The organism is uncultured Polaribacter sp. (assembly GCF_947497125.1).
Lineage (GTDB): Bacteria > Bacteroidota > Bacteroidia > Flavobacteriales > Flavobacteriaceae > Polaribacter.
The window spans coordinates 64,852-90,338 of the sequence record NZ_CANMFI010000001.1; the positions used below are offsets into that span (position 1 = coordinate 64,852).

The 25,487-nt window shown below is 30.5% G+C and carries 22 protein-coding genes; 16 read left to right on the forward strand and 6 right to left on the reverse strand.

Annotated elements, in window-relative coordinates:
* The first annotated feature begins 6 nt into the window (after positions 1-6).
* The 4 genes from Q0678_RS00315 (at position 7) to Q0678_RS00330 (ending at position 4,594) form a co-directional block, all read left to right on the forward strand.
* Positions 7-372: a response regulator gene (locus tag Q0678_RS00315; RefSeq protein ID WP_299052317.1), complete on the forward strand. Its 366-nt coding sequence runs from the start codon at positions 7-9 to the stop codon at positions 370-372.
* A 49-nt stretch (positions 373-421) separates the two neighbouring features.
* Positions 422-658, forward strand: coding sequence for a hypothetical protein (locus tag Q0678_RS00320; protein ID WP_299052319.1), 237 nt, complete (start codon positions 422-424; stop codon positions 656-658).
* Between the two features lie 89 nt (positions 659-747).
* Complete coding sequence (gene acs, locus Q0678_RS00325; protein ID WP_299053742.1) at positions 748-2,658, forward strand: acetate--CoA ligase; 1,911 nt, start codon at positions 748-750, stop codon at positions 2,656-2,658.
* A gap of 169 nt (positions 2,659-2,827) precedes the next feature.
* Positions 2,828-4,594, forward strand: coding sequence for an ABC transporter ATP-binding protein (locus Q0678_RS00330; protein ID WP_299052321.1), 1,767 nt, complete (start codon positions 2,828-2,830; stop codon positions 4,592-4,594).
* Here Q0678_RS00330 and Q0678_RS00335 read toward each other — a convergent pair.
* The 5 genes from Q0678_RS00335 to Q0678_RS00355 form a co-directional block, all read right to left on the reverse strand.
* The gene (locus Q0678_RS00335) at positions 4,591-5,145 is read right to left on the reverse strand and encodes a hypothetical protein (RefSeq protein ID WP_299052323.1); all 555 of its coding nucleotides are present in this window, start codon (positions 5,143-5,145) and stop codon (positions 4,591-4,593) included. The two genes, Q0678_RS00330 and Q0678_RS00335, sit on opposite strands and share 4 nt — an antisense overlap.
* Before the next feature lie 257 nt (positions 5,146-5,402).
* Positions 5,403-6,068, reverse strand: a complete 666-nt coding sequence (locus tag Q0678_RS00340) for a PolC-type DNA polymerase III (RefSeq protein WP_299052325.1) — start codon at positions 6,066-6,068, stop codon at positions 5,403-5,405.
* Positions 6,069-6,073: 5 nt separating this feature from the next.
* Positions 6,074-7,984, reverse strand: a complete 1,911-nt coding sequence (locus Q0678_RS00345; RefSeq protein WP_299052328.1) for a DUF294 nucleotidyltransferase-like domain-containing protein — start codon at positions 7,982-7,984, stop codon at positions 6,074-6,076.
* A 2-nt stretch (positions 7,985-7,986) separates the two neighbouring features.
* A complete protein-coding gene (locus tag Q0678_RS00350) occupies positions 7,987-8,529 on the reverse strand; it encodes an NUDIX domain-containing protein (RefSeq protein WP_299052330.1) in 543 nt (180 codons plus the stop codon).
* Between the two features lie 53 nt (positions 8,530-8,582).
* Positions 8,583-9,671 (reverse strand): M42 family metallopeptidase, encoded by a 1,089-nt coding sequence (locus Q0678_RS00355; protein ID WP_299052332.1) that lies wholly within the window; start codon positions 9,669-9,671, stop codon positions 8,583-8,585.
* Between the two features lie 150 nt (positions 9,672-9,821).
* On the opposite strand from Q0678_RS00355, the gene Q0678_RS00360 reads away from it, so the two are divergent.
* The 12 genes from Q0678_RS00360 (at position 9,822) to Q0678_RS00415 (ending at position 24,607) form a co-directional block, all read left to right on the forward strand.
* Positions 9,822-10,718 carry an ABC transporter ATP-binding protein gene (locus Q0678_RS00360; protein ID WP_299052334.1) on the forward strand — a complete coding sequence of 299 codons (897 nt, stop codon included), beginning with the start codon at positions 9,822-9,824 and terminating at the stop codon, positions 10,716-10,718.
* A gap of 114 nt (positions 10,719-10,832) precedes the next feature.
* Positions 10,833-14,483 carry a M1 family aminopeptidase gene (locus Q0678_RS00365; RefSeq protein WP_299052336.1) on the forward strand — a complete coding sequence of 1,217 codons (3,651 nt, stop codon included), beginning with the start codon at positions 10,833-10,835 and terminating at the stop codon, positions 14,481-14,483.
* A 51-nt stretch (positions 14,484-14,534) separates the two neighbouring features.
* Positions 14,535-15,626 (forward strand): esterase-like activity of phytase family protein, encoded by a 1,092-nt coding sequence (locus Q0678_RS00370; protein WP_299052338.1) that lies wholly within the window; start codon positions 14,535-14,537, stop codon positions 15,624-15,626.
* Positions 15,627-15,637: 11 nt separating this feature from the next.
* A complete protein-coding gene (locus tag Q0678_RS00375; protein WP_299052340.1) occupies positions 15,638-16,168 on the forward strand; it encodes a hypothetical protein in 531 nt (176 codons plus the stop codon).
* Between the two features lie 104 nt (positions 16,169-16,272).
* Positions 16,273-17,148: a 4-hydroxy-tetrahydrodipicolinate synthase gene (dapA, locus tag Q0678_RS00380; protein WP_299052342.1), complete on the forward strand. Its 876-nt coding sequence runs from the start codon at positions 16,273-16,275 to the stop codon at positions 17,146-17,148.
* A gap of 310 nt (positions 17,149-17,458) precedes the next feature.
* The gene (locus tag Q0678_RS00385; RefSeq protein ID WP_299052344.1) at positions 17,459-18,325 is read left to right on the forward strand and encodes an outer membrane protein assembly factor BamD; all 867 of its coding nucleotides are present in this window, start codon (positions 17,459-17,461) and stop codon (positions 18,323-18,325) included.
* Between the two features lie 9 nt (positions 18,326-18,334).
* Positions 18,335-18,655: a DNA-directed RNA polymerase subunit omega gene (locus Q0678_RS00390; RefSeq protein WP_299052346.1), complete on the forward strand. Its 321-nt coding sequence runs from the start codon at positions 18,335-18,337 to the stop codon at positions 18,653-18,655.
* Positions 18,655-19,863, forward strand: a complete 1,209-nt coding sequence (gene coaBC, locus Q0678_RS00395; protein WP_299052348.1) for a bifunctional phosphopantothenoylcysteine decarboxylase/phosphopantothenate--cysteine ligase CoaBC — start codon at positions 18,655-18,657, stop codon at positions 19,861-19,863. The genes Q0678_RS00390 and coaBC overlap by 1 nt, the downstream gene beginning before the upstream one ends.
* Positions 19,864-19,946: 83 nt before the next feature.
* Positions 19,947-20,840, forward strand: a complete 894-nt coding sequence (locus tag Q0678_RS00400; protein ID WP_299052350.1) for a DUF4835 family protein — start codon at positions 19,947-19,949, stop codon at positions 20,838-20,840.
* 71 nt (positions 20,841-20,911) lie between these two features.
* A complete protein-coding gene (gene recN / locus Q0678_RS00405; protein ID WP_299052352.1) occupies positions 20,912-22,564 on the forward strand; it encodes a DNA repair protein RecN in 1,653 nt (550 codons plus the stop codon).
* A 44-nt stretch (positions 22,565-22,608) separates the two neighbouring features.
* Positions 22,609-23,415, forward strand: a complete 807-nt coding sequence (locus tag Q0678_RS00410; RefSeq protein WP_299052354.1) for an SDR family oxidoreductase — start codon at positions 22,609-22,611, stop codon at positions 23,413-23,415.
* A gap of 229 nt (positions 23,416-23,644) precedes the next feature.
* Positions 23,645-24,607 (forward strand): glycosyltransferase, encoded by a 963-nt coding sequence (locus Q0678_RS00415; protein ID WP_299052356.1) that lies wholly within the window; start codon positions 23,645-23,647, stop codon positions 24,605-24,607.
* A gap of 47 nt (positions 24,608-24,654) precedes the next feature.
* Here the strand turns inward: Q0678_RS00415 and mazG are convergent, their stop codons facing one another.
* Entirely contained in the window at positions 24,655-25,434 is a 780-nt protein-coding gene (mazG, locus tag Q0678_RS00420; RefSeq protein WP_299052359.1) for a nucleoside triphosphate pyrophosphohydrolase, read from the reverse strand.
* Positions 25,435-25,487 lie beyond the last annotated feature (53 nt).

Below are 25,487 nucleotides of genomic sequence, written 5' to 3' on the forward strand. Positions count from 1 at the left end.
CTTGCTATGAAAAGAAAGATTTTAATTGTTGATGATGAGCCAAACATAGTAATGTCTTTAGAATATGCGTTTAAAAAACAAAATTTTGAAGTTTTTATTGCAAGAGATGGTAGCGAGGTTTTTAGTATTTTAAATGGTGAAATACCCGATGCAATTATTTTAGACGTAATGATGCCCAATGTAGATGGGTATCAAACCATAAAGAAAATTAAAGAAACGGTAAATTTAACAGCAACAAAAGTTGTATTTTTATCTGCAAAAAATAAGGCTTCAGACATAGAAAAAGGTTTGAAATTAGGAGCCGATTCATATATTACAAAACCTTTTTCTGTAAAAAAAATAGTTTCAGAAATTCTAGAACTACTAAATTAAGTATTGGTTTTGTGTGCAAACAAACTGAATTTAATTAACGTTTTTTATTATGAAATTTCAACTTAATGCACTTGCATCAGATATTTTTATAAGTATCTATGCAATTACTACTTTATACTTTCGATTTAAATTTGAAAGTACTAAAAACATAGACCCAGTTCTTTCTATTGTATTGGGGCTTTCTTTTGTGTCTATCTTATGGGCGCTTATCAAACTTAAATTTTTAAATCCAAATTGGTTTGGTTTATTAAACTCAAACAAAAACAAGCTTTTAACAAAAAAATAAAGGTACGTACATGTAAAATTTTCGGGAAAGAAATTTTTACATAAAGATACTATTGTGTGTTATTTTTTTTAATAAAATTAAACAATAAAATTATGAGTAATTATCATATAAAACATTTAGAAGAATATTATAAAGTCTATAGAAAATCGATTAGAGAGCCTGAAGTTTTTTGGGAAGAAATTGCCGAAGAGCACTTTGTTTGGCGTAAAAAATGGGACAAAGTTTTAGAATGGGATTTTAAAAAGCCCGAAGTAAAATGGTTTCAAGGCGCTCAATTAAATATTACAGAAAATTGTATAGATAGGCATTTAACAACAAAAGGCGATAAAACGGCTATTTTATTTGAGCCCAACGACCCAAAAGAACCTGCAGAGCATATTACCTATAAGCAATTGCATCAAAGAGTTAATCAGTTTGCAAATGTGTTAAAAGCCAATAACATTGGCAAAGGAGATAGGGTTTGTATCTATGTGCCAATGATACCAGAATTGGCAATAGCAACGTTGGCTTGTGCAAGAATTGGTGCCATACATTCAGTAGTTTTTGCAGGGTTTTCATCAACAGCACTGGCAACAAGAATCAACGATTCAGACTGTAAGTTGGTCATTACCACAGACGGCTCTTTTAGAGGTAAAAAAACCATCGATTTAAAAGGAATTGTAGATGAAGCTTTAGAAGATTGCCCAGGCGTAGCAACCGTTTTGGTTGCTAAAAGAACCAATACAACTGTACATATGAAAGCTGGTAGAGATAAATGGCTACAGCCTTTGTTAGACGAAGCTTCGACAGATTGTAATCCAGAAATTATGGATGCAGAAGATCCATTATTTATACTGTACACTTCAGGTTCTACAGGCAAACCGAAAGGTATGGTACATACTACAGCAGGGTATATGGTTTATACCGCTTATACCTTTAAAAATGCTTTTCAGTACAGAGAAAATGAGGTGTATTGGTGTACAGCCGATATTGGTTGGATTACCGGGCATTCTTACATTGTTTACGGTCCATTAGCAAACGGAGCCACTACATTAATGTTCGAAGGTGTGCCTAGTTATCCAGATTTTGGTCGATTTTGGCAAATTATCGAAAAACACAAAGTAAATCAATTTTATACAGCGCCAACCGCTATTAGAGCCTTGGCAAAACATGGATCTGAACTGGTAGATCAGTACGATTTAACCTCTTTAAAAGTTTTGGGTTCTGTAGGAGAACCGATTAATGAAGAAGCTTGGCATTGGTATAACGACAATGTTGGTAAAAATAAAAGTCCGATTATAGATACTTGGTGGCAAACAGAAACTGGTGGAATGATGATTACCCCAATACCTTACGTAACACCTACAAAACCAACCTATGCAACCTTGCCTTTTATAGGAATTCAGCCTGCATTGATGGATGAAAACGGACAAGAGTTAAAAGAAAATCAGGTAGATGGTCGTTTGTGTATCAAGTTTCCGTGGCCAAGTATGGCAAGAACCATTTGGGGAAACCATGAGCGTTACAAAGAAACCTATTTTTCTGCATACGAAAACATGTATTTTACTGGTGATGGCGCCTTGAGAGATGAGGTTGGTTATTACCGAATTACAGGTAGAGTAGACGATGTAATTATAGTTTCTGGTCATAATTTAGGGACTGCTCCAATAGAAGATGCCATCAACGAGCATCCGGCAGTTGCAGAGTCTGCCATTGTTGGTTTTCCGCATGACATAAAAGGAAGTGCATTGTATGGTTACATCACTTTAAAAGAAACTGGCGAAACCAGAAATCATGACAATCTTCGTAAAGAAATCAATCAATTAATTACAGACAGAATTGGTCCGATTGCAAAATTAGATAAAATTCAGTTTTCAGAAGGCTTGCCAAAAACACGTTCAGGTAAAATTATGAGACGTATTTTACGTAAAATTGCCTGTAATGAAATGGATAATTTAGGAGATACAAGTACTTTGTTAAATCCGGAAGTTGTACAAAGTATCATTGATGATAAACTATAATTTTTCCTATATGGTTTAAAAAAATGTAAGTATTTACGTTTGAATGGTTCTTAGATATTTATATACATACCTCACAGGTTTTAAAACCTGTGAGGTATTTTGGTTTGTTGTAACTTTGCAAATATGTCAGATAATGTATCAATGGCATGTAAATTGACAATTATTTTTTATGAAACACTTACAAGAATCAAAAAAAGATAAAAGAAAACCAAAAGTAACTTTAAAACAAGCTTTTAAAACCATTATTTGGCCCAGAAGAAACTTGGTTTTTATCGGTTTAATTTTAATAATTATTAGAAGTTTATCTGGTTTTGTTTTGCCTTTACAAAGTAAGGTTTTGTTAGATGAAGTAGTTCCTAATAAAGATTTTAACCAATTATATACCTTAATTTTAATAGTAATTGGTGCCATATCAGTACAAGCAATTACTTCTTTTTTATTAACAAAAGTATTAAGCATTCAAGCACAGTATTTAATATCAGAATTAAGAGCACAGGTTCAGAAAAAAGTATTGTCTTTACCGATTAGTTTTTTCGATAACACAAAATCGGGTGCATTGGTTTCTAGAATTATGACAGATGTAGAAGGTGTTAGAAATTTAATTGGTACAGGTTTAGTACAATTAATCGGTGGCTCGTTTACAGCCATATTAACCTTGGTAATTTTATTAAAAATGAATGTCTGGATGACGGTTTTTACCTTTGTGCCTTTATCGATATTTGGACTTATTGCCTTAAAATCGTTTAAATACATTCGTCCTATTTTTAGAGCAAGAGGAAAAATAAATGCAGAAGTAAAAGGACGTTTAACAGAAACTTTAGGAGGTATTAGAGTTATAAAAGCGTTTAATGCAGAAGAGCAAGAAACAAAAATTTTCGAAAAAGGAGTTGCAGAAATTTTTATCAATGTAAAAAAATCGATGACAGCTACTGCTATCATGACAAGTTCATCTACCTTTTTAATTGGTTTGGCAACTACTGGAGTTATGGGAATTGGTGGTTATTTTATGATGCAAGGCACCTTAACTTTTGGAGATTTTATTCAGTTTACTTTTTTACTTGCTTTTATGGTAGCGCCCATCGTGCAAATGAGTAATATTGGTAGTCAGTTAACAGAAGCTTTGGCAGGTTTAGATAGAACAGAAGAGTTAATGAATATGACTGCCGAAGAAGATGATGAACATAGAACAGTTGAATTAACAGAGACTCAAGGAGAAATTATTTTTGAAGATGTGTCTTTTGCTTATGAAAAAGGAAAAGAAGTATTGCACAATCTTAATTTTAAAGTTCCTGCTGGGTCGGTAACTGCTTTGGTTGGTAGTTCGGGATCTGGTAAATCTACGATTGCAGGTTTGTCTGCAACATTTTTAAATCCTAATTCAGGAAAAATAACGATAGATCATAAAGACATGGCTACTATTAAGCTAGCTAGTTTTAGAAAACATTTGGGAGTGGTTTTACAAGACGAGTTTTTATTTGAAGGTACAATTAGAGAAAACATATTATTCCCAAGACCAAATGCATCCGAAGAAGAGTTACTAAATGCAGTAAAAGCGGCTTATGTAAACGAATTTACAGATCGATTTGAAGATGGTTTAGATACTTTAATAGGAGAAAGAGGGGTAAAATTATCTGGCGGACAAAGGCAGCGATTGGCTATCGCTAGAGCTATATTAGCAAATCCTAAAATTATTATTTTAGATGAGGCTACTTCTAATTTAGATACCGAAAGCGAAGCTTTAATTCAAAAAAGTTTGTCTGAATTGGTTAAAAATAGAACTACGATTGTAATTGCACATCGATTGAGTACTATAAAAAAAGCAGATCAAATTTTGGTAATTGAAGCAGGTAAAATTGCAGAAAGAGGTACGCACGATGAGTTAATTGCCAAAGAAGGCAGGTATTACGATTTGTATACCTATCAAGCTAAAATTTAAAGGCTACATCCTGTTTTTTTAGTTTCGAACAAAGCAATTTCTAAACCGACAAAAAAACTAGAACGAACAACGTTTAAGTTGTAGGCTATTTTTAAATCAGATCTTTGTTTGTATTGAAATTTGGTGCTTAATCTTACTTTTTTGCTAACATTATAGGCAGTTTGAATTGTGCCTGAGATACTTGAAGAAGTTTTGCCTCTTCGTACTATTTTTCCGTAATTAATTGCAGGTGTTATTTTTAATTTAGGATCATTAAAAACAAAGTTAAAGGTATAGCCTACAAAACCGCTATATCTTTCATAACCATCTTTAATATTTGCTTTTTCGTAATCGATACCAAATACATAAAAGCCTAATTTTTGTTGTGTAGCCTCGTGTTTTAAAGTTGTAATTAAATTTAGAGTTCCCGGAGCATTACCTCTTTCATCTCCAATGGTTAGCAATTTAAAATCTTGATGCCCAGAAAGAGTAATTAAATCTTGAGCATTTATGTAGCAAATGCTAAAAAAGAAAGTTATAAAAAGTAGAATACTATTTTTTTTAAAAATCATTGTATTAAATATTGAGGAATTTAATACAAAGGTAAAAGGCTTCTTAGGTAGGTAAACCCTTAATGTTGTGTAACTGCTAGTCTATGTTGTAAAAGCAAGAGTATTTTATAAAGCAGCTATTTATTTTATAGCTAAGTGTTTTATAAAGAAGACATAAAGGATATATAATCTGCAGAAGAATTTACTTTATCTATACTAAGTAAAGGTAGATTAGCAGATTCGTTTTTAAAAATCAGTTAATTAAGTTAAAAAATTATTTAGTTTTTTAATAAATCTCTAAACTTTAGAGTGTCATTTGTGTTTAAACGAGAAAGAATTTTTAAGAAAGCGATTGCTGTAATATAAGCATCTCCGCTGGCGGTATGTCTATCGCTTTTAGAAATATTTAATTCATCAGACAAATTATCTAAAGTATAATTTTTTTCTTCAATTTGATAAACTATGTGTTTCGATTTTTTAAATAAATAACCTGTATCTATTGTTTTGTTTAGTAGCTTTGGTAGCTTATTTCTCTTTAGAATCTCATTAATCATTTGTACATCAAAATTTATATGATGACCAACTAAAACAGCATTGTTAATATACTTTAAGAAAAGTTTTAGTGCAGCTAGTTCTGTAATTTTATCAATACGACCTTCTTTTAGTATGCCGTGAATTGGTACTGTTTCTGCTTTAAATATTTGCTGTTTTACATAAACTTCAAAACTATCATTTACATTAATAGTATTATTTATTACAGCGACTGCACCTATAGACAGAACTCGGTCTGTTTTATGAGAGAAACCAGTGGTTTCAGTATCAAAAACAATAAATCTAGTTTCTGCTATTGGTAGTTTTTGAGTCTTTAAAATACTTTCTTGATACTCTTTAAAATAAGTAGGTAAATTGTGTTTTTCTTTTTTACGAAATAGATTAAATTTCATAGTCATTATGCTTTTAAATTAAATCTTACAGAAAGTACCTCTTGAATTTCTCTAATAGGCTTAAAAGTTCTTTTCAGTTTTAATTTTTCTTCTTTTGTTAAAGATTCTAACTGAATAAATTTGCCAGAATCGTTATGCAATATTCCTTGTTTGGTTTTAAATTTTAATAAAGCTTTAAATGCATAGGAACAAGATTGATATAACTCTTTGTTTTGTGGCTCCAATTCTGCTAACCTTTCAAAACGTTGTGCAGTATTATTAATTTCAGAAATATTTTTTGATAAAACTAGAAGTCTAGCAGCATTAATTAACGGCATTAAGGCTCTTTTCTTTATGTTAAATGAATCTTTTTTATCACCATTATTTTCTACTAAAAATTGTTTAAAAAAACCTAGAGGAGACGGACTGGCAATGGCTTCTTTACCCAGATACATAAATAATAAGTTTCTTTCATTTAGCGTTTTAAAAATACTCTTTGTTAATTCTTTTGCCATAGAACTTTTTCCGTAAATATGGTTGTAATCAAAGAAAATTGAAGATAATAAAATAGCTTTTTCATCAACATTAATAATCCAATTGTTAAATTGGTTTTTCCATTCAGTTAAAGATAAACACCATTTAGGGTTGCTAGCCATCATCTCTGCAGGACAATATTCATATCCAATTTTATGAAGATATTTTGTTATATGACCTGCTAATTTTAAGAAATAATTTTTGGTTTCTTCAAGTTGATTTTTATCTACATCTTCAAAAATTAAAGCATTATCCTGGTCTGTATATAAAAGTTGCTCTTTTCTTCCTTGACTACCTAGGGCTAACCAAGAAAATTCTACAGGCGGAGGAGTATCCATCTTTTTTAAAGAAAGTTCAATAACTCGAATTGTTACTCCGTCGTTTATTTCCGAAATAATTTTAGAAATATGAGATAACGGTATATTTTGTTCTAAATAAGATTTTAGAAGTTGGTTTGCCTTGTTTCTAGTGTTTCTAATTTCCTTTATTTTTTTAGCACGTTTAATTTCTTTTAAAATAACCGTAGGATTGTTTCCTAACGAGGCTAAAACATCATGATTTGTTAAAATACCAATTAATTTAGAGTTACTTGTGCCGTCTTCTGTAATACACAAATGGCCAACATTATGTTTAATCATTTGTAACTGAGCATCTAAAACAGTAAGGTTTTTTGATTGTGTAATAACTGGAGATGACATAATCTTTTTTACGGATGCATCAATTGGAAAAAGACCTGTTGCAATTTTGTTTTTAATATCGCTATTTGTGATAATTCCTATAGGCATACATGCTTCATCAACCACAACTATACAACCAATTTTTTGAGTACTCATTTTTATAGCAGCTTCTTTTATGGTCGATTTTACACTGCATTTTAATGGTTTTTTTGTGTAATTAACAGAATGTAAATTGGTAGTTGCTAAATTATCTTTTGTAATATAATCTGTAAATACATTATTATTTTGTTCACTTGTGTAGGGGTCAAAAGATTTTGAAGCAAATGAGGTTATAAGATATTTATTAACTTTTATATTGTTTTCAATTTCGGTTTCAAAAATAGTAATAGGAATACCATAAACGATAGATTCTTCATTTGCAATGGCATCTAATAAATAGTTTTCTTTACTAATTAAAGGTCTTAGGCCAAATACATCTCCACCATCACAAGTATCAATTAGTGTTTTCTCGTTTTCTGAATTTTTGTATAAGCTAATACCATCATTTCTTACTACATAAAAATGGTTATGATTTGTATCATTCTGATTAAAAAGAACTTTCCCTTTTTCTAAATATATAATTTTTACTTCCGAAGCTATTTCTAGAACTTTACTCTTAGATAATAAATTAAAAGGAGGGAAATCTTTTAAGAAGTCAAAAACACGTTCTGCAATGGTATTTTTCATCTTTATTTTATTTGTTGATGAATTTTGTTATAGACACTACAATAATACTCATGAAACTCAGAAAGCAATACGTTTTCTAACTTTTTAGTATTTATTAAGGTTGATAGTTCAAACAGTTGAATGGCGTCTACTTCTTCTTTTTGAATTGATAATTCGGAAATAGAAACTTTAAGTTCAGCCATAAATACATGATGGTGTTCGTTGTCTATAATTCCGTTTTTATGACTAATTTGATGAATTCTTGTGCCAATTTTAATGAGGTCTTTTGTTTCTAATTGTAAACCAATTTCTTCAAAAACCTCTCTTTTGGCTGCGTTTATAATAGTCTCTCCGGCACCAATATGGCCTGCTACAGAAATATCCCACAACCCCGGAAACACCTTTTTTGTAAGAGCTCTTTTTTGCAGTACTATTTTTTCATCAGCAGTAAACAACCAAATATGCACTGTTGCATGAAACCAACCATTTTTATGAGCTTCAGACTTTAAAGCAGTTTTGCCAGTTGGTTTTCCTTCTGCAGTTAAGATGTCTATGAGTTCGTCCATATATAAAATTATGAATTACGAATTATGAATTCGTAATTCATAATTAGATTTTTTTATTCAAAATAAGAAAACGTTTCTCCGTCTTTAATATTTAATAAGGTTTCGTAAATCATTTTAATTACATTTTCTACATCTTCTCTATGCACCATTTCTACAGTGGTATGCATGTATCTTAAAGGTAAAGAAATTAAAGCAGAGGCAACACCACCATTACTGTATGCAAAAGCATCTGTGTCTGTACCTGTAGCTCTAGACAATGCAGAACGCTGAAAAGGAATTTTTTTAGCCTCGGCAGTTTCTGTAATTAAATCTCGTAATTTTTGTTGCACAGCTGGTGCATATGCAATAACAGGTCCTTTTCCTATTTCTAAATGTCCCGCAGATTTTTTATCTATCATTGGTGTGGTTGTGTCGTGGGTTACATCGGTAACAATGGCAACATTTGGTTTTATGGTTTGTGTAATCATTTCTGCACCTCTCAAACCAATTTCTTCTTGTACAGAGTTGGTAATGTACAAGCCAAAAGGAAGTTTAATATTGTTCTCTTTTAAAAGTCGACCAACTTCGGCAATCATAAAGCCACCCATTCTGTTATCTAAAGCTCTACAAACAAATTTGTTTTTGTTTAAAATATGGAATTCATCTGGGTAGGTTATAACACAACCCACGTGTATTCCCAAAGCTTCTACTTCTTCTTTAGTAGCACAACCCGTATCTATTGTAATGTTATCTGGTTTTGGTGCTTGCTCATTTGCTTTGTCTCTTGTGTGTATTGCTGGCCAACCAAAAACACCTTTTACAATACCGTTTTTAGTATGGATATTTACAATTTTACTAGGTGCTATTTGATGATCTGAGCCTCCGTTTCTGATTACATATATCAATCCGTTATCAGAAATATAATTTACATACCAAGAAATTTCATCTGCATGTCCTTCAATTACAACTTTGTATTTTGCGTCTGGATTGATAACCCCAACTGCAGAACCATAGGTATCGGTAATAAATTCGTCTACATAAGGCTTTAGGTAATCCATCCAGATTTTCTGTCCTTCCCATTCATAGCCAGTAGGAGCGGCATTGTTTAAATATTTTTCTAAAAAGTCTAAAGATTTTTTATTTAAAATTGATTTTGTTGCCATTTTATATAATTTTATAAATGTTTTGTTTTTCTTTGTTTCTGTAAAAATAAAACCATTTTTTATCATTTACATTAAAAAAATCATAAAAAACTGTAACAAAAGTGCTTACTTTTACACAAACCAGATACTAATTTTTTTAAAAACAAAAATATGAAGCTAGTAATAGAAAATTTAACCAAGACTTATAAGAATGGCGTAAAAGCAATAGACAATCTAAGTATAGAAATTGGCACAGGTATGTTTGGTTTGCTTGGGCCTAATGGTGCAGGAAAATCTTCTTTAATGAGAACGATTGCAACATTACAAAGTCCGGATTCTGGTAAAATTACCTTTGGCGATATTGATGTTTTAGAAGACAACATGTCTTTAAGAAAAGTATTGGGGTATTTGCCGCAATCTTTTGGGGTATATCCAAAAATGTCTGCACAAGATTTGTTAGATTATTTTGCTACTTTAAAAGGTATTTCTAAAGTATCTGACAGAAAAGCAATTGTAAAAGAAGTTTTAGAAATTACCAATTTATACGATGTAAGAAATAAACATGTTGCAGGTTATTCTGGTGGTATGAAGCAGCGTTTTGGTATTGCACAACTGCTTTTAAACAACCCGAAATTAATTATTGTTGATGAACCAACTGCTGGTTTAGATCCTGCAGAGAGACATCGTTTCTTAAATGTTTTACGAGAGGTTGGTACCAATACAACGGTCATTTTTTCGACACATATTGTAGAAGATGTAAAAGAGTTGTGTAATGAAATGGCTATTTTAAATGGAGGTAAAATATTAAAACATACCACACCGCAAGAAGCAACAAAAGAAATTGAAAATACCATCTGGACCAAGGTAATTAAAAGAGAAGAGTTAGAAGATAATGAGCTGAAATTTAATATTTTATCATCAAACTACAATCAAGACAATTCGTTAAATATTAGAGTGCATTCCGAAGAAAAACCATCCGAAGATTTTGTTGCAGCAACACCACAATTAGATGATGTTTATTTTATAGCGTTAAAACAAGATGAACCTGTTTTAGCAAGTTTAAGTTAGTTGTAAGTTTTTAAAAGAAATACGTTTTTTATGTTTCTTTTTTTTGGAGAAATTTTAAACACAAATAAAACTAGCAATTACACATTTTAACAGTACAACTTTTACACAAATTTTATGTTTTTAACAATTTTTAAACAAGAATTAAAATATTGGTTTTCTAAACCAGCATTTTATATTTACATAAGTATTTTTATCATTTTAGCCTTCTTTTTATCGGCAGCATCTGCTGGTTTTTTTGATAGCATAACAGCAACTACAGGTTCTTCTAGAATTGTAAATTCGCCCATAGGTGTTTCTAGTTTGTTTAATGCGTTAACCATTTTTATATTCTTTTTATTTCCGTCTATTGTTGGCGTTTCTGTTTTTAGAGATTTTAAAAGTGAAATGCATACCATATTATATTCGTACCCTTTTACCAAGGCAAATTATTTATTTGCAAAGTTTTTTAGTTCAATAGTCGTTGTTTCAATTATTGTGTTTTCTATTGCATTGGGTATGATTATTGGGTTCCGTTTTCCGGGTACAAATTCAGATATTGTTGGCGCTTTTAATGCAATTACCTATTTGCAAACTTATGTTGTATTTATTTTACCAAATGTTTTGTTATTTGGTGCTATTGTTTTTGCAGTAGTTGCTTTTACAAGAAACATTGCTGCAGGTTTTATAACGGTAATTATTTTAATGTTTGGGCAGGGAGTTTTAGAAAGTTTACTTTCTGAACCAGAGCATAGAACATTGGCTGCAATTTTAGATCCTTTTGGTGCAGCTGCGTCTAATTATTACACAAAATATTGGACACCCGCTGAGCAGAACGAATTGCAAATACCGCTAAAAGAAATGATTGTTTACAATCGTTTATTATGGTTGGCAATAGCCTCTTTAATTTTTGGTTTGGTGTATAAGTTTTTTACATTTAGCCAGAATGCAATTTCTATTTCCTTTAAAAAACAAAGGGCAGAAAGAGTAACAAAAACTAATTTTAGTGGTATAACTAGAATTAAATTACCAAAAGTAGCATATAATTTTTCTACTTCTCAAAATTTAAAGACAACGTGGCAATTATCAAACATAGATTTTAGGTACATAATAAAAAGCTGGCCTTTTATATCGATTGTTTTAGTGGGTCTTGTGCTTATTGTAGTAACACTCTCTGAGGTTGGTAATATTTTTGGTACTTCTACATTACCAGTAACCTGGAAAACCTTGAGTTTAAGTTCGGTTTTCTTTGCCTCTATAAATATTTGTACGTTTTTATACGCAGGTATGTTAGTGCATAGAGCAAAAATTGCAAAAATTAATCATTTGGTAGATGCAACACCAATTCCGAATTGGACTCTTTTATTCTCCAAACTAATAGCTTTGATAAAAATGCAGCTAATTTTATTGGCGGTTATTATGTTTGCGGGTGTTTTATTTCAAATGTATAAAGGATTCTATAATTTTGAAATTGGGCACTATCTTTTTGAACTTTATTTTTTAAACTTTGCAAGCCTTTTAATTTGGGCATTATTATCTATATTTATTCAAACCTTAATTGGCAACCCTTATTTAGGACTATTTGTTTTGTTGGTAATATCTATCGGAATGCCATTTTTATCTTTGGCAGGGATAGAGCAAGCAATTTTTAAATTTAATCAAGGTCCTGGTTATAATTATTCTGATATGAATGGTTATGGTGTTTTACAGCCTTATTTAACGTATAAATTGTATTGGCTTTTAGGCGGTCTTATTTTATTAGTCGTTTCTTTTTTATTCTGGGTGCGCGGTATACCGAATTCTTTTGTAGAAAGGTTTACCATTGCTAGAAGAAGATTTAAAGGCGTTGCACTAATTAGTTTTATGTTTTTGATGAGTGCCTTTTTAGCATTCGGAATTTCAATTTATGCAGCTACCGGAACTAAGCTTAAAAGAACATCTTCTAAAGAAGCAGAACTAAGAAGCGTTAATTGGGAAAAAGACTATAAAAAATATGAAAATTATGCTCAACCAAGAATTGTTGGGGTTACTACTGATGTAAATATTTTTCCTAATAAAAATATGTTCGATGCTGCCGCTACTTTTACCTTGGTAAATAAAACAGATAAAGCAATAGATACGCTATTTTTAAATCATAATTCTTTAGAGAGTACCTTTAAATTTAACAAGCCAAACACTTTAGTTTTAGAAGATACTATTCAGCATTTCGATATGTATCACTTTAAAGATAAAATTTTACCAGGAGATAGTTTACAACTATCATTAACCATAAAAAGTAAGCAAAATACTATTTACAGAAGAAACTCATCCGTAAGAAAAAACGGGACATTTATTAGTAATTTTTCAATGTTTCCTTCTTTAGGGTATTCTTCTCAAGGAGAATTAAGAGACGATAAAACAAGAGAGAAATACAATTTACCCAAAAATAATTTACGTCCTCATCCTTCAGATTCTTTGGCCTTAAATAATACGTATATTTCTAAAGATTCTGATTGGATAGACTTCGAGGCAACGGTTTCTACATCCGAAGATCAAATAGCCATTGCGCCAGGTTATTTACAAAAAGAATGGGTTGCAAATGGGCGTAAGTATTTCCATTATAAAATGGATAGTAAAATGTTAAATTTCTATGCATTTAACTCTGCCAGATATGAAGTAAAAAAAGAAATTTGGAACGGAATTAGTTTAGAAATTTACTATCACAAACCACATACTTATAATTTAGATAGAATGATGAAGGGAATGAAAGCTTCCTTAAAATACAATGCAGATAATTTTAGTCCGTATCAACATAAGCAATTAAGAATTTTAGAATTTCCGAGAACGCAGGGTACTTTTGCACAATCTTTTGCAAATACAATTCCGTTTTCTGAAGGCTTTGGATTTATTGCAGATGTGGATGATAAAAATGATGATGGTGTAGATTATCCTTTTGCGGTTACCGTGCATGAAGTAGCACATCAATGGTGGGCGCATCAAGTTATTGGAGCCGATGTTTTAGGTGCAACCATGTTGTCTGAAAGTTTGTCTGAATATGTTGCGTTAAAAGTATTAGAGCATCAACAAGGAAAAGAAAAAATGCGAACTTTTTTAAAGAAAGCCTTAGATGATTATTTATTACAGAGAACCCTAGAAAGAAAAAGAGAAAATGCTTTAATGTACAATGATGGGCAAGGGTATATTCGCTACCAAAAAGGCTCTTTGGTGTTTTATGCTCTAAGTGATTATATTGGTGAAGAGAAGTTGAATGGCGCCTTAAAAAAATATGTAGAAAAAGTGGCCTTTCAAGAAGCACCATATACAACATCTGTAGAAATGGTAAACCACATAAAAGCAGTTACACCAGACACGTTGCAGTATGTAATTAAAGACATGTTTGAAACCATTACTTTATATAGAAATAGAATTTTAGAGGTAAAATATACCGAATTAGAAAACGGTAAATATGAAGTAGAAATAGCATTTGAAGTATCTAAATATAGAAACGACGAAAAAGGAAAGCGTTATTATGGAGAGCAAGTTGGCGACACTTTGTCTTATAAAACAGACAAAATGAAAAAACCAATTTTATCGGTGCCATTGGCAGATTATATAGACCTTGGTATTTTTACAGAGGTAGAAGTTGATGGTAAAAAAATAGAGAAAGTGCTTTATTTACAAAAACATAAAATTACAGAAATTAACAATAAAGTAATTATTATTGTTGATGAGAAGCCTGTTGAGGTTGGTGTAGATCCTTTTAATAAATTAATTGACACACAATCTGAAGACAATAGAAGAAGATTGTAATTTTTTATAGAACAAATTTACCTGTTGTATTTCTGATTTAATATTAGTTGAATGAAAAACCTTTTTTTATACAGTATTATTAGTTTATTTTTTGTTGGTTGTAACAAACAAAAAACAGCAACAGTTACTCAGCTAAATTTTTTAGATGAGTTTGTTATAAAAGATTCGTTATTGTTTAAAAATGACCTGATAGGCGGCTTATCTGGGGTAGATTATGCAAACGGAATGTATTATTTTGTAGTTGATGATGCTATAAAACCACGTTTTTTAAAAGCAAATATTAGCATTGAACAACAAAAAATTAAGAGTATTAATTTTGAAAACAGCATTTTATTAAACGATTCTTTAACAAGTTTTTACAAAGAAAATAGCCTCGATTTAGAATCTATTTTTGTTGATGAAACTACACAAGAAATTAATTTTATTAGCGAAGGATCAATCAAAAACTATAAAAAACCACTGGTTTTTAAAACAAATTTACAAGGACAGTTTTTAAGAAGCTTCGAGTTGCCATTATCGTTTCAAAAATTAGAAAACATACAACATAATGCTGTTTTTGAAGGGTCTGCAAAGTCATTTGATGCAAACGGTTTTTGGGTAGCTATGGAAGGTGTTTTAAAAAAAGATGGAGTAGAGGCAACGTTTAAAAGAACAGTATCGCCAGTAAGAATTACCTATTTTGATAATAATTCTGGTTTAGCAACCAAGCAATTTGCTTATCAACTAGAAAACATTACCAAACCAGCTAAAGGCAATATTAATTTAAATGGAGTTACCGCTATTTTAGAATATGCTAAAAATAAGTTTTTTATAGTAGAAAGAACTTACCAAAGTGGCTATGGATCGCATGGTAATATTGTAAGAATATTTGATGCTCATGTAGATGACCAAGTAACAGATGTTTTAAAGTTAGAAACACTTAACGGACACGGTTTTACTCCCTTAAAGAAGCGATTGTTATTAGATTTTGATACTTTAAGAAATAATTTAACAGATTCAATTGTCGATAATATAGAAGGTATTACATTTGGCCCTAACTTAAAGAACGGTTCTAAAACGTTGTTATTAGTTTCTGATGATAATTTTCAGAAATATGGTAAGCAACTTACCCAATTTATTTTGCTAGAAGTTGCAACTAATTAATTTTATTTTAAATGCTATTCAATATTTTTAACTTTCATAAATTAAAAGAGGCTAGGCTTAAAAAAAGACTTTTAAAAGAGATTTTAAATAAGCAATCTGTTATTTCGCAGCCTATAAAAGAAATAAAAAAAGTAGGTATTTTAACATTAGATAGCATATCTAATAATCAAGATTTACAAGCAGAAGTAGAAACTGTATTCGGAGTAAGAAATAGCAAAATGTTTAGTTTTAGAAACTTTGAGAAACTGCAAGAAAGTTCTTACAAGCATTTTACCGAAAAAGAGTTTGATTGGTCTGGTAATATTATCAATCCAAGTTTTCAAAACTTTATACAAGAGCCATTCGACCTGCTAATTTGTGTTTATAACAGTTCTCATTTATATCTAGAATTAGCAACTGTTTTATCTGAAGCAGATTTTAAAGTAGGTTTTTCTGGTGTAAACTCAGAGCTATTTGAAATTGAAGTAGTAGAGCAAATTACAAGCGTAAATTCTTTCTTAACAGAAATAAAAAAATACCTTCAAATACTTAAAAAACTATAAAATTAAACTTTTACAATAATCTTGTTTATTCTTTGTAAGAATATAAAGTTTACCTAATAATATTCATCTATATATTGTAATTTTACAGTCTAAAATTTAATAGAATGCAAAAATTTATTGGTACCGGAGTTGCATTGGTTACCCCTTTTAAAGAAGATTTAAGTTTAGATTTTGATGCACTAACAAAACTTGTCAATTTTAATATTGAAAACGGTATTGATTACTTGGTAATTAATGGTACAACAGGCGAGAGTGGTACTATTACCAATGAAGAAAAAGAAGAAATTATTGCTACAATTATAAAAGCAAATAACAAACGTTTACCGTTGGTACTTGGTGTTGGTGGAAACAATACTAGTTTAGTAGTTTCAGAATTAAAATCGAGAAACTTTACAGGTATTGATGCTATTTTATCTGTAGCTCCTTATTATAGTAAGCCAACTCAAGAAGGGTTTTATCAGCACTTTAAGGCAATTGCAGAGGCAACCGAATTGCCAATAATACTTTATAATGTGCCAGGCAGAACCGCAAAAAACATGGAGCCATTTACAACATTAAGATTGGCAAATGATTTTTTAAATGTAATTGCCGTAAAAGAAGCAGGTAATAATATGCAACAATATTACACGCTACTTAAAGACAAACCAAAAGACTTCTTAATTATTTCTGGGGATGATGATTTGGCTTTTGGAACCACTTTAGCTGGTGGGTCGGGTGTTATTTCTGTTATAGGGCAAGCTTTTCCGAAGCAGTTTTCGACAATGATAAACCACGGTTTACAAGGGAATAATAAAGACGGTTATGACATTCATTATAAAATGATGGATATCATTGATTTAATTTTTGAAGAAAATAATCCGGCAGGTATAAAAGCAGTTTTAAAAGAGTTGCAAATTACTACCAATGAGGTTCGTTTACCTTTAGTTACAGCAAGTGAAGGCTTAACTCAAAAAATTAAAAAATTCATCAAATCATTTTAGTTATTGAGTAAAGTATTTTTGTTGAATTGATATTTAAGTAGATTAGTTTTCTATCTTACAACAGATTTTTTGTAAAAAAGAAAATTATTAATTTATTCTTAACAACTTTAATATTAACATATTTTTAATATCAGATTTCTCTTATTTTGTATTCATTTGCAGCAAAAGATAGCACAATAGCTGTGATGTTGTTTTATTTTAAAGCTTTTATTTGATTATATTTTAGAAGTATTTTATTTCTAAAATAGAATTTGTTTTAAGAAAAAATAATTTCTTTTATTTATCCATAATTAATCACTAATTTTGCCCGATGCAAAAAATTAAAAATTTAGCGTATTTATTGATGTTTTCACTACTGTTTGTTTCATGTGGTGAATATCAAAAAATTTTAAACAAAGGTACTACAGAAGATCAGTATAAAATGGCTACAAAAATGTATGAAGCCAATAAGTACAGTAAGGCGTTGCGTTTATTCGAGAAAATTACTCCAGCTTACAGGGGTAAACCTCAAATGGAACGTATTTCTTTTATGGTAGCTCAATCTAATTTTAACGAAAAAAATTATAGTATTTCTGGTTATTATTTTGATCGATTTGCTAAAAATTACCCAAAAAGTTCTAAGAAAGAAGAGGCAGCTTTTTTATCTGCATATAGCTATAAGTTAGCATCGCCAAGTTTTAGTTTAGATCCTACAGATACAAACAAAGCTTTAGAAGCTTTTCAAAGTTTTATAAATGAATATCCAGATTCTGATAAAATAGAAGATGCAAATGCAAACTATAAAGAGCTAAGGTATAAGTTGCAAAAGAAATATTTTGAAATTGCAAAAACATATTACAGAACTGCAGATTATGATTTACGTAATTATAAAGCGGCAATACAAGCTTTCGACAACTTATTATCAGATTACTTAGGGTCAGAATTTAAAGAAGAAGCATTGTTTTATCGTTTAAAAGCAGCACATGATTTTGTTTTAAAAAGTACTTTTAGAAGAAAGCTAGAGCGTATAAAAGATGCCGAAGAAGCGTATGAGAAACTTGTAAGAAATTACCCAGAATCTCAATTTTTAGAAGAAGCAGACAAAATGTTAGCAACGCTTAATAAAGAAGAGGTTTTTGTGACTGATTTAGTAGCAAAAGCAAAACAAAAAGAATTAAATAGTTTACAAAAGAAATAATAACTAATTATGGATTATAAAGATACAAAAGCAGCATTAAGTACTATTACTTATAATAAGAATGAAGTTGAGTCTCCAACTCAAAACATTTATGAAGCTATTTCTATTATTGCAAAAAGAGCAACTCAAGTAAATGAAGATTTAAAAAAAGAGTTAGTTGATAAATTAGAAGAATTTGCAACTTATAATGATAGTTTAGAAGAAGTTTTTGAAAACAAAGAACAAATAGAGGTTTCTAAATTTTACGAGCGTTTACCTAAGCCAACTGCAATAGCTGTTGAAGAATGGTTAAATGACAAAGTATATTTTAGAACACCAGAAACAGAATAATGTCTGTTTTAAGAGGTAAAAAAATCCTTTTAGGAATTTCGGCAGGTATTGCAGCATATAAGTCTGCATCACTTGTTAGATTATTTATTAAATTAGGCGCAGAAGTCAAAGTAGTAATGACTCCTGCGTCTAAAGATTTTATAACACCCCTTACACTTTCTACACTTTCTAAAAACCCTGTAAATTCTACCTTTTATGAAAAAGAGGAAGAAAATGAATTGTGGAACAATCATGTAGATTTAGGTCTATGGGCAGATTTAATGTTAATTGCGCCCGCAACTGCCAATACCTTGTCTAAAATGGCAAATGGTACTTGTAATAATTTATTATTAGCTACTTATTTATCTGCTAAATGCCCTGTGTATTTTGCGCCGGCGATGGATTTAGACATGTACATTCATCCATCAACTACCAAAAGTTTTCAAACGTTACAATCTTTCGGAAATATTTTAATTCCTGCAACCTCTGGTGAACTAGCAAGTGGTTTGGTTGGTAAAGGTAGAATGGCAGAGCCACAAGATATTGTCACATTTATAGAAAATGACATTTTAGAAAAGCTACCTTTAAAAGGGAAAAAGCTTTTATTAACAGCTGGCCCAACTTATGAAGCTATAGATCCTGTTCGCTTTATTGGCAATCATTCTTCAGGTAAAATGGGATTTGCATTGGCAGAGGCAGCAGCAAATTTAGGTGCAGAGATTTATTTAATTGCAGGGCCAACCAATCAAAAAATAACAAACTCTTTAGTACATAGAATTGATGTTGTTTCTGCAGAAGAGATGTACACAGCAGCGCATACTCATTTTAGTAAAGTAGATATTGCTATTCTTGCAGCAGCAGTTGCAGATTACAAACCAAAAAATATTGCAACTCAGAAAATAAAAAAGAAAGAAGCAACGTTAGATATTAAATTGACTCCAACAAAAGATATTTTAGCTTCTTTGGGAGAAATTAAAAAACAACAATTTTTAGTAGGTTTTGCTTTAGAAACCAATAATGAAATTGAAAATGCCAAAGGAAAATTAAAACGAAAAAACTTAGATGCAATTGTTTTAAATTCTTTACAAGATAAAGGTGCTGGTTTTGCAACAGATACCAATAAAATTACTATTATTGATAGTGATTATAATGAAAAGCATTTTGAATTAAAATCTAAAGTAGCAGTTGCTAAAGATATTATGGACGAAATTGTTTTAAGAATTTCTTAGTAATTTTGTTTCCTCGAGCGCAGTCGAGAGGTTTATTAATAAGGTTTCGACTGCGCTCGACCAGACACAATATAAATTTGAATATGCGTAAAATTGTATCATTTTTAATCTTATTTTTTTCAATAATTAGTCTTAATTCGCAAGAATTAAATAGCTTGGTTACGGTAAATTATAATCAGGTACAAGGTTCTAATACGCAAGTTTTTAAAACACTTCAAACGGCATTAACAGAATTTGTTAATCAAACAAAATGGACTAATAATGAGGTGGCGCCTGAAGAAAGAATAGATTGTGCCTTTACCATAATTGTTACCTCTAGAGATAATAATAATTTTAATGCAACCTTGCAAATACAATCTACAAGACCTGTTTATGGTGCTTCGTATGCAACGCCAATACTTAATATAAAAGACAACGAATTCCGTTTTAAATACAATGAATTTGATCCTTTAATTTATAACAAAAACTCTTTTGATAGTAATTTAATTTCTACCATTGTTTTTTATGTTAATATTATTTTAGGAACAGATGCAGATACTTTTAGTAAAAACGGAGGAGATACTTATTTAAAAGAAGCTCAAAATGTTATGTTACAGGCCCAACAAAGTGGTTTGTCTTCTTGGCAAAATGTTGTGGGTAAACAAAATCGATTTTTATTAATTGATAATCTATTATCATCAAAGCTAACAGGTTTTAGAACGACTCTTTATGACTATCACAGATTAGGTTTAGACAATTTTTACATCAACAAAAATTTAGCAACCCAATCCATAGAAAATGCAGTTATATCTTTAGAAAGTCTTTACAATAAAACAGTTGGTAATTATTTAATTAGATTGTTTTTTGATGCTAAAGCAGACGAAATTGTAAATATTTACTCTGAAGATGTTTCTTCTACAAGAAATAAAAATAAATTACTACAAGTTGTTAGAAAAATTTCGACCAATAATAACTCAAAGTGGAAGAACATTAATTAAAACTTTAATTTTAAAAACTCTTTAAAATTGATGCATTTTTCACTAATTTTAACTTCTAAAAATTAGTCAATTTGTTAACACAACTTTCTATAAATAACTACGCATTAATCAATAAATTAACTATTGATTTTTCTTCGGGACTGTCTATAATTACAGGAGAAACAGGTGCTGGTAAATCCATTCTTTTAGGTGCCTTGGGCTTAGTTTTAGGTAATAGAGCAGATTTATCTTCGTTAAAAGATACTACTAGTAAATGTATTGTAGAAGCTAAAATGGCGATTTCAAATTATAACTTACAAGCTTTTTTTGAAGATGTAGATTTAGATTATGAGCCAGAGACTATTATTAGACGAGAAATTTTACCTTCTGGTAAATCTAGAGCTTTTATAAACGATACTCCGGTTACTTTAACGGTGTTAAATGAGTTAAGAACCAAACTAATAGATGTGCATTCTCAGCATCAAACCATAGAGTTGTCTGATGTTTCTTTTCAGTTTGAAATTTTAGATGCTTTAGCAAATAATAAAAGTAAGATTGAATCTTACCAAAGAGGTTTCTTACAATTAAGCACTTTAAGAAAAGAATTACAAAATTTAGAGTTACAGCAAAAAGAAGCAAACCAACAATACGATTATAATTTACACTTGTTTACAGAATTAGAAGAAGCAAAAATTGTTGTTGATGAACAAGAGGAATTAGAATTAAAGTTAGAGAAATTAACCAATATAGAAGATATTAAAGAAAATTTATCGGAAGCTTTAGAGCTTTCTATAAATGAAGAAATAGGGCTTCAAAACTTACTAAATACATTAGAACATAAATTATCTAAAATTGCTAGTTACTCAAAAGAGTATCAAGAAATTTCAGATAGAATTACTTCTGTAAAAATAGAAGTAGATGATATTGTATCAGAATTAGAAGATGCTAATGAAAATGTAGATTTTAATCCAAACGAAGCACAAGAAGTTAATGATAGGTTACAGTTGCTTTATAATTTACAGAAAAAACATTATGTAAATTCGAATCAAGAACTTTTACAAGTTTTTGAAGAATTATCAAACAAGGTGCAAAAAGTAGCCTCTGCAGAAGAAGATTTGTCAAACAAAAATGCAGCCATTAAAAATGTAAAAGACAAGCTTGATGTTCTTGCAGATAAAATCTCTAAAGCAAGAAAAACAGCCATTCCAAAACTAAAAAAAGAGTTAGAAAATTTACTAGCAGACTTGGGTATGGCAAATGCGCGTTTTTCTATAAACATAAAAGAAACTAAAGAGTATCATTCCAACGGAAAAGATCAATTAGAGTTTCTGTTTTCTGCGAACAAAGGAGGAAGCTTTGGCGAGTTAAAAAAGGTGGCCTCTGGCGGAGAATTATCTAGAATTATGCTTTCTGTAAAAAAAGTGTTGTCTACTAATACACAATTACCCACAATTATTTTTGATGAAATAGATACAGGTGTTTCAGGCGAAGTTTCTAACAAAATTGCCGCTATAATGCAACAAATGAGTGTAAACATGCAAGTAATTGCTATTACTCATTTACCACAAATAGCTGCAAAGGGAAACAGTCATTACAAAGTTTATAAAGAAGAAGTTAACGGTATTACTACCACTAACTTAAAGCAACTTTCTAATGAAGAACGCGTAAAAGAAATTGCAGAAATGTTAAGCGGAAAAGATATTACAGAGAGTGCAATTACCCATGCAAAAGAATTATTAAATTAACGATTAGAGTTTACTAAACCGGTAAACACAAACTATTACCCAAGATGCAAAATTTACTACAAGGAAAAAAAGGAATTATTTTTGGAGCTCTAAACGAACATTCTATAGCCTGGAAAACAGCCGAAAAAGCATACCAACAAGGAGCAGAATTTGTATTAACAAATGCACCTGCTTCAATAAGAATGGGTAATTTAGAGGAATTGGCTAAAAAAACGAACGCTCAAATAATACCTGCAGACGCAACATCTGTAGAAGATTTAGAAAATTTAGTTGTTAAATCGATGGAAATTTTAGGGGGTAAAATAGACTTTGTTTTGCATTCTATTGGCATGTCTGTAAATGTTAGAAAAAACAAACCTTATACAGATCCTAATTACGATTTTACCTTTAAAGGCTTAGATGTTTCAGCCGTTTCTTTTCATAAAGTACTCAATGTTTTGTATCATAAAAAAGCCATGAAAAACTGGGGTTCAATTGTAGCTTTAACCTATATGGCTGCGCAAAGAGTGTTTCCAGATTACAATGATATGGCAGATAATAAAGCGTATTTAGAGTCTGTTGCACGTAGTTTTGGCTACTTTTTTGGTAGAGATTTTAAGGTGCGTGTAAACACCATTTCTCAATCGCCCACACCAACAACTGCAGGTACTGGTGTTAAGGGCTTTGACGGTTTTATTGCCTATTCAGAAAAAATGAGTCCTTTAGGCAATGCTACTGCTGCCGATTGTGCAGATTATACCATTTCTATGTTTTCAGACTTAACAAAAAAGGTAACCTTGCAAAACCTATTTCACGATGGCGGATTTTCTAATATGGGTGTAAGTGATGCAGTAATGGAGAAATTTGAATAATTTTTTTTGAAGCATTTTCCTGCTTTTCACTATATCTTTTTATAATTTTAAGGCTTACCTTTAAATACTACTTATCAAAAATAGGGCTTCTTTAAAAGAGATGTTTAAATTATAAAAAGGATGCCGTTTCAATCAGGGCTAGGGGCTTTTTAAGAATTAGAAATGTAGAAAAGTAACATTATATTTTTTACATTTACAAACATTAAAAATAAAATACTTACTTAGTATCTTGAAACCTAACTATTCAATCATAATACCAGTTTATAATCGCCCTCAAGAAATTGATGAATTATTAACCAGCCTTACTCAACAAAATTTTTCAGAAGATTTTGAAGTGATTTTAGTAGAAGATGGCTCGGATTTAAAAAGTGATGTGATTGCTAGTACATACGAAAATAGCTTAGATTTAAAATATTTTTACAAAGAAAATAGTGGAGCAGGAGCAAGTAGAAATTTCGGAATGCAAAAAGCTTCTGGTAATTACTTTATTATTTTAGATTCAGATGTACTTGTTCCTAAAAATTATCTTGTCGAAGTAAACAAAGCACTTTCTACTAGCTATACAGATGCATTTGGTGGTCCAGATGCAGCGCATAAAAATTTTACATCCTTACAAAAAGCCATTAATTATGCCATGACATCTTTTTTAACAACCGGTGGTATTCGTGGTAAAAAAGAGGTGTTCGGTAAATTTCAGCCAAGAAGTTTTAATTTAGGTATTTCAAAAAAAGCATTTATTAAAACCAACGGTTTTAGTGCTATGAAAACAGGTGAAGATATCGACTTAACGTATAGGTTATGGAACAGCGGGTTTAAAACACAACTAATAAAAGAAGCCTTTGTTTATCATAAAAGGAGAAGTACAATCTCACAATTTTTTAAACAAACTTTTAGTTTTGGTAATGCTAGGCCAATTTTAAATAAAAATTACCCAGAAAGTGCAAAGATTACTTATTGGTTTCCGTCTTTATTTATTATCGGAATAGATATAAGCATCATTTTAGCGTTTTTTGGCTTTTATCAAATGCTGTTCGTTTATGCTGGCTATTTCTTTCTAATTCTGGTAGATTCTTTATTTAAAAACAAGAGTTTATATGTAGCGGTACTAAGTGTTTTTGCCATACTTACACAATTTATGGGTTATGGATTGGGTTTTTTAGAATCGAAATTTTATCCAAAAGAAAGTAAATAATTACTTAGAATTTAAACTTAGGAAATATGGAAGTTTAGGGTTGTAGCTTATTTAAAAAAAGCTTTCGATTTTTCCCAATACACATCCATTTCTGTCAAAGACATTTCAGACAATTCTTTTCCTTCTTTTTTAGCTTCTTGTTCTAAAAACTGAAAACGATTGATAAATTTTTTATTCGTTTTTTCAAGCGCATTTTCTGCATTTACATTTATAAAACGCGCATAATTTATCATCGAAAATAAAACATCACCAAATTCTTTTTCAGTATTTTCTTTATTTCCTGCTTTAATTTCTTCGTTTAGCTCAGTAAGTTCTTCTTGTACTTTTTCCCAAACTTGCGCTGGATGTTCCCAATCAAAACCAACACCAGCAACCTTTTCTTGAATTCTACTAGCTTTTACAACAGCAGGTAAGCTTTTAGGCACTCCTTCTAAAACAGATGTATTACCTTCTTTTAATTTTAATTGTTCCCAGTTTTGTTTAACCTGTTCTTCGGTATCAGCAACTACATCGCCATAAATATGAGGATGTCTGTGAATTAGTTTATCAGAGATATTATTGGCAACATCTGCAATGTCAAAAGCTTTCTTTTCACTTCCAATTTTTGCATAAAAAACAATGTGTAATAACACATCGCCTAATTCTTTTTTAATTTCTTGTAAATCGTCTTCTAAAATTGCATCTGCCAACTCGTAAGTTTCTTCTATGGTAAGATGGCGCAAGCTTTCTAAAGTTTGTTTTTTATCCCACGGACACTTCTCTCGAAGATCATCCATAATATCTAACAAACGATTAAATGCTTCTAATTGTGCTTTTCTAGAATTCATTTTATAAATTTAGTGATGCAATTTTCTTTGTATTATAGCAAAAGTGAACTGAA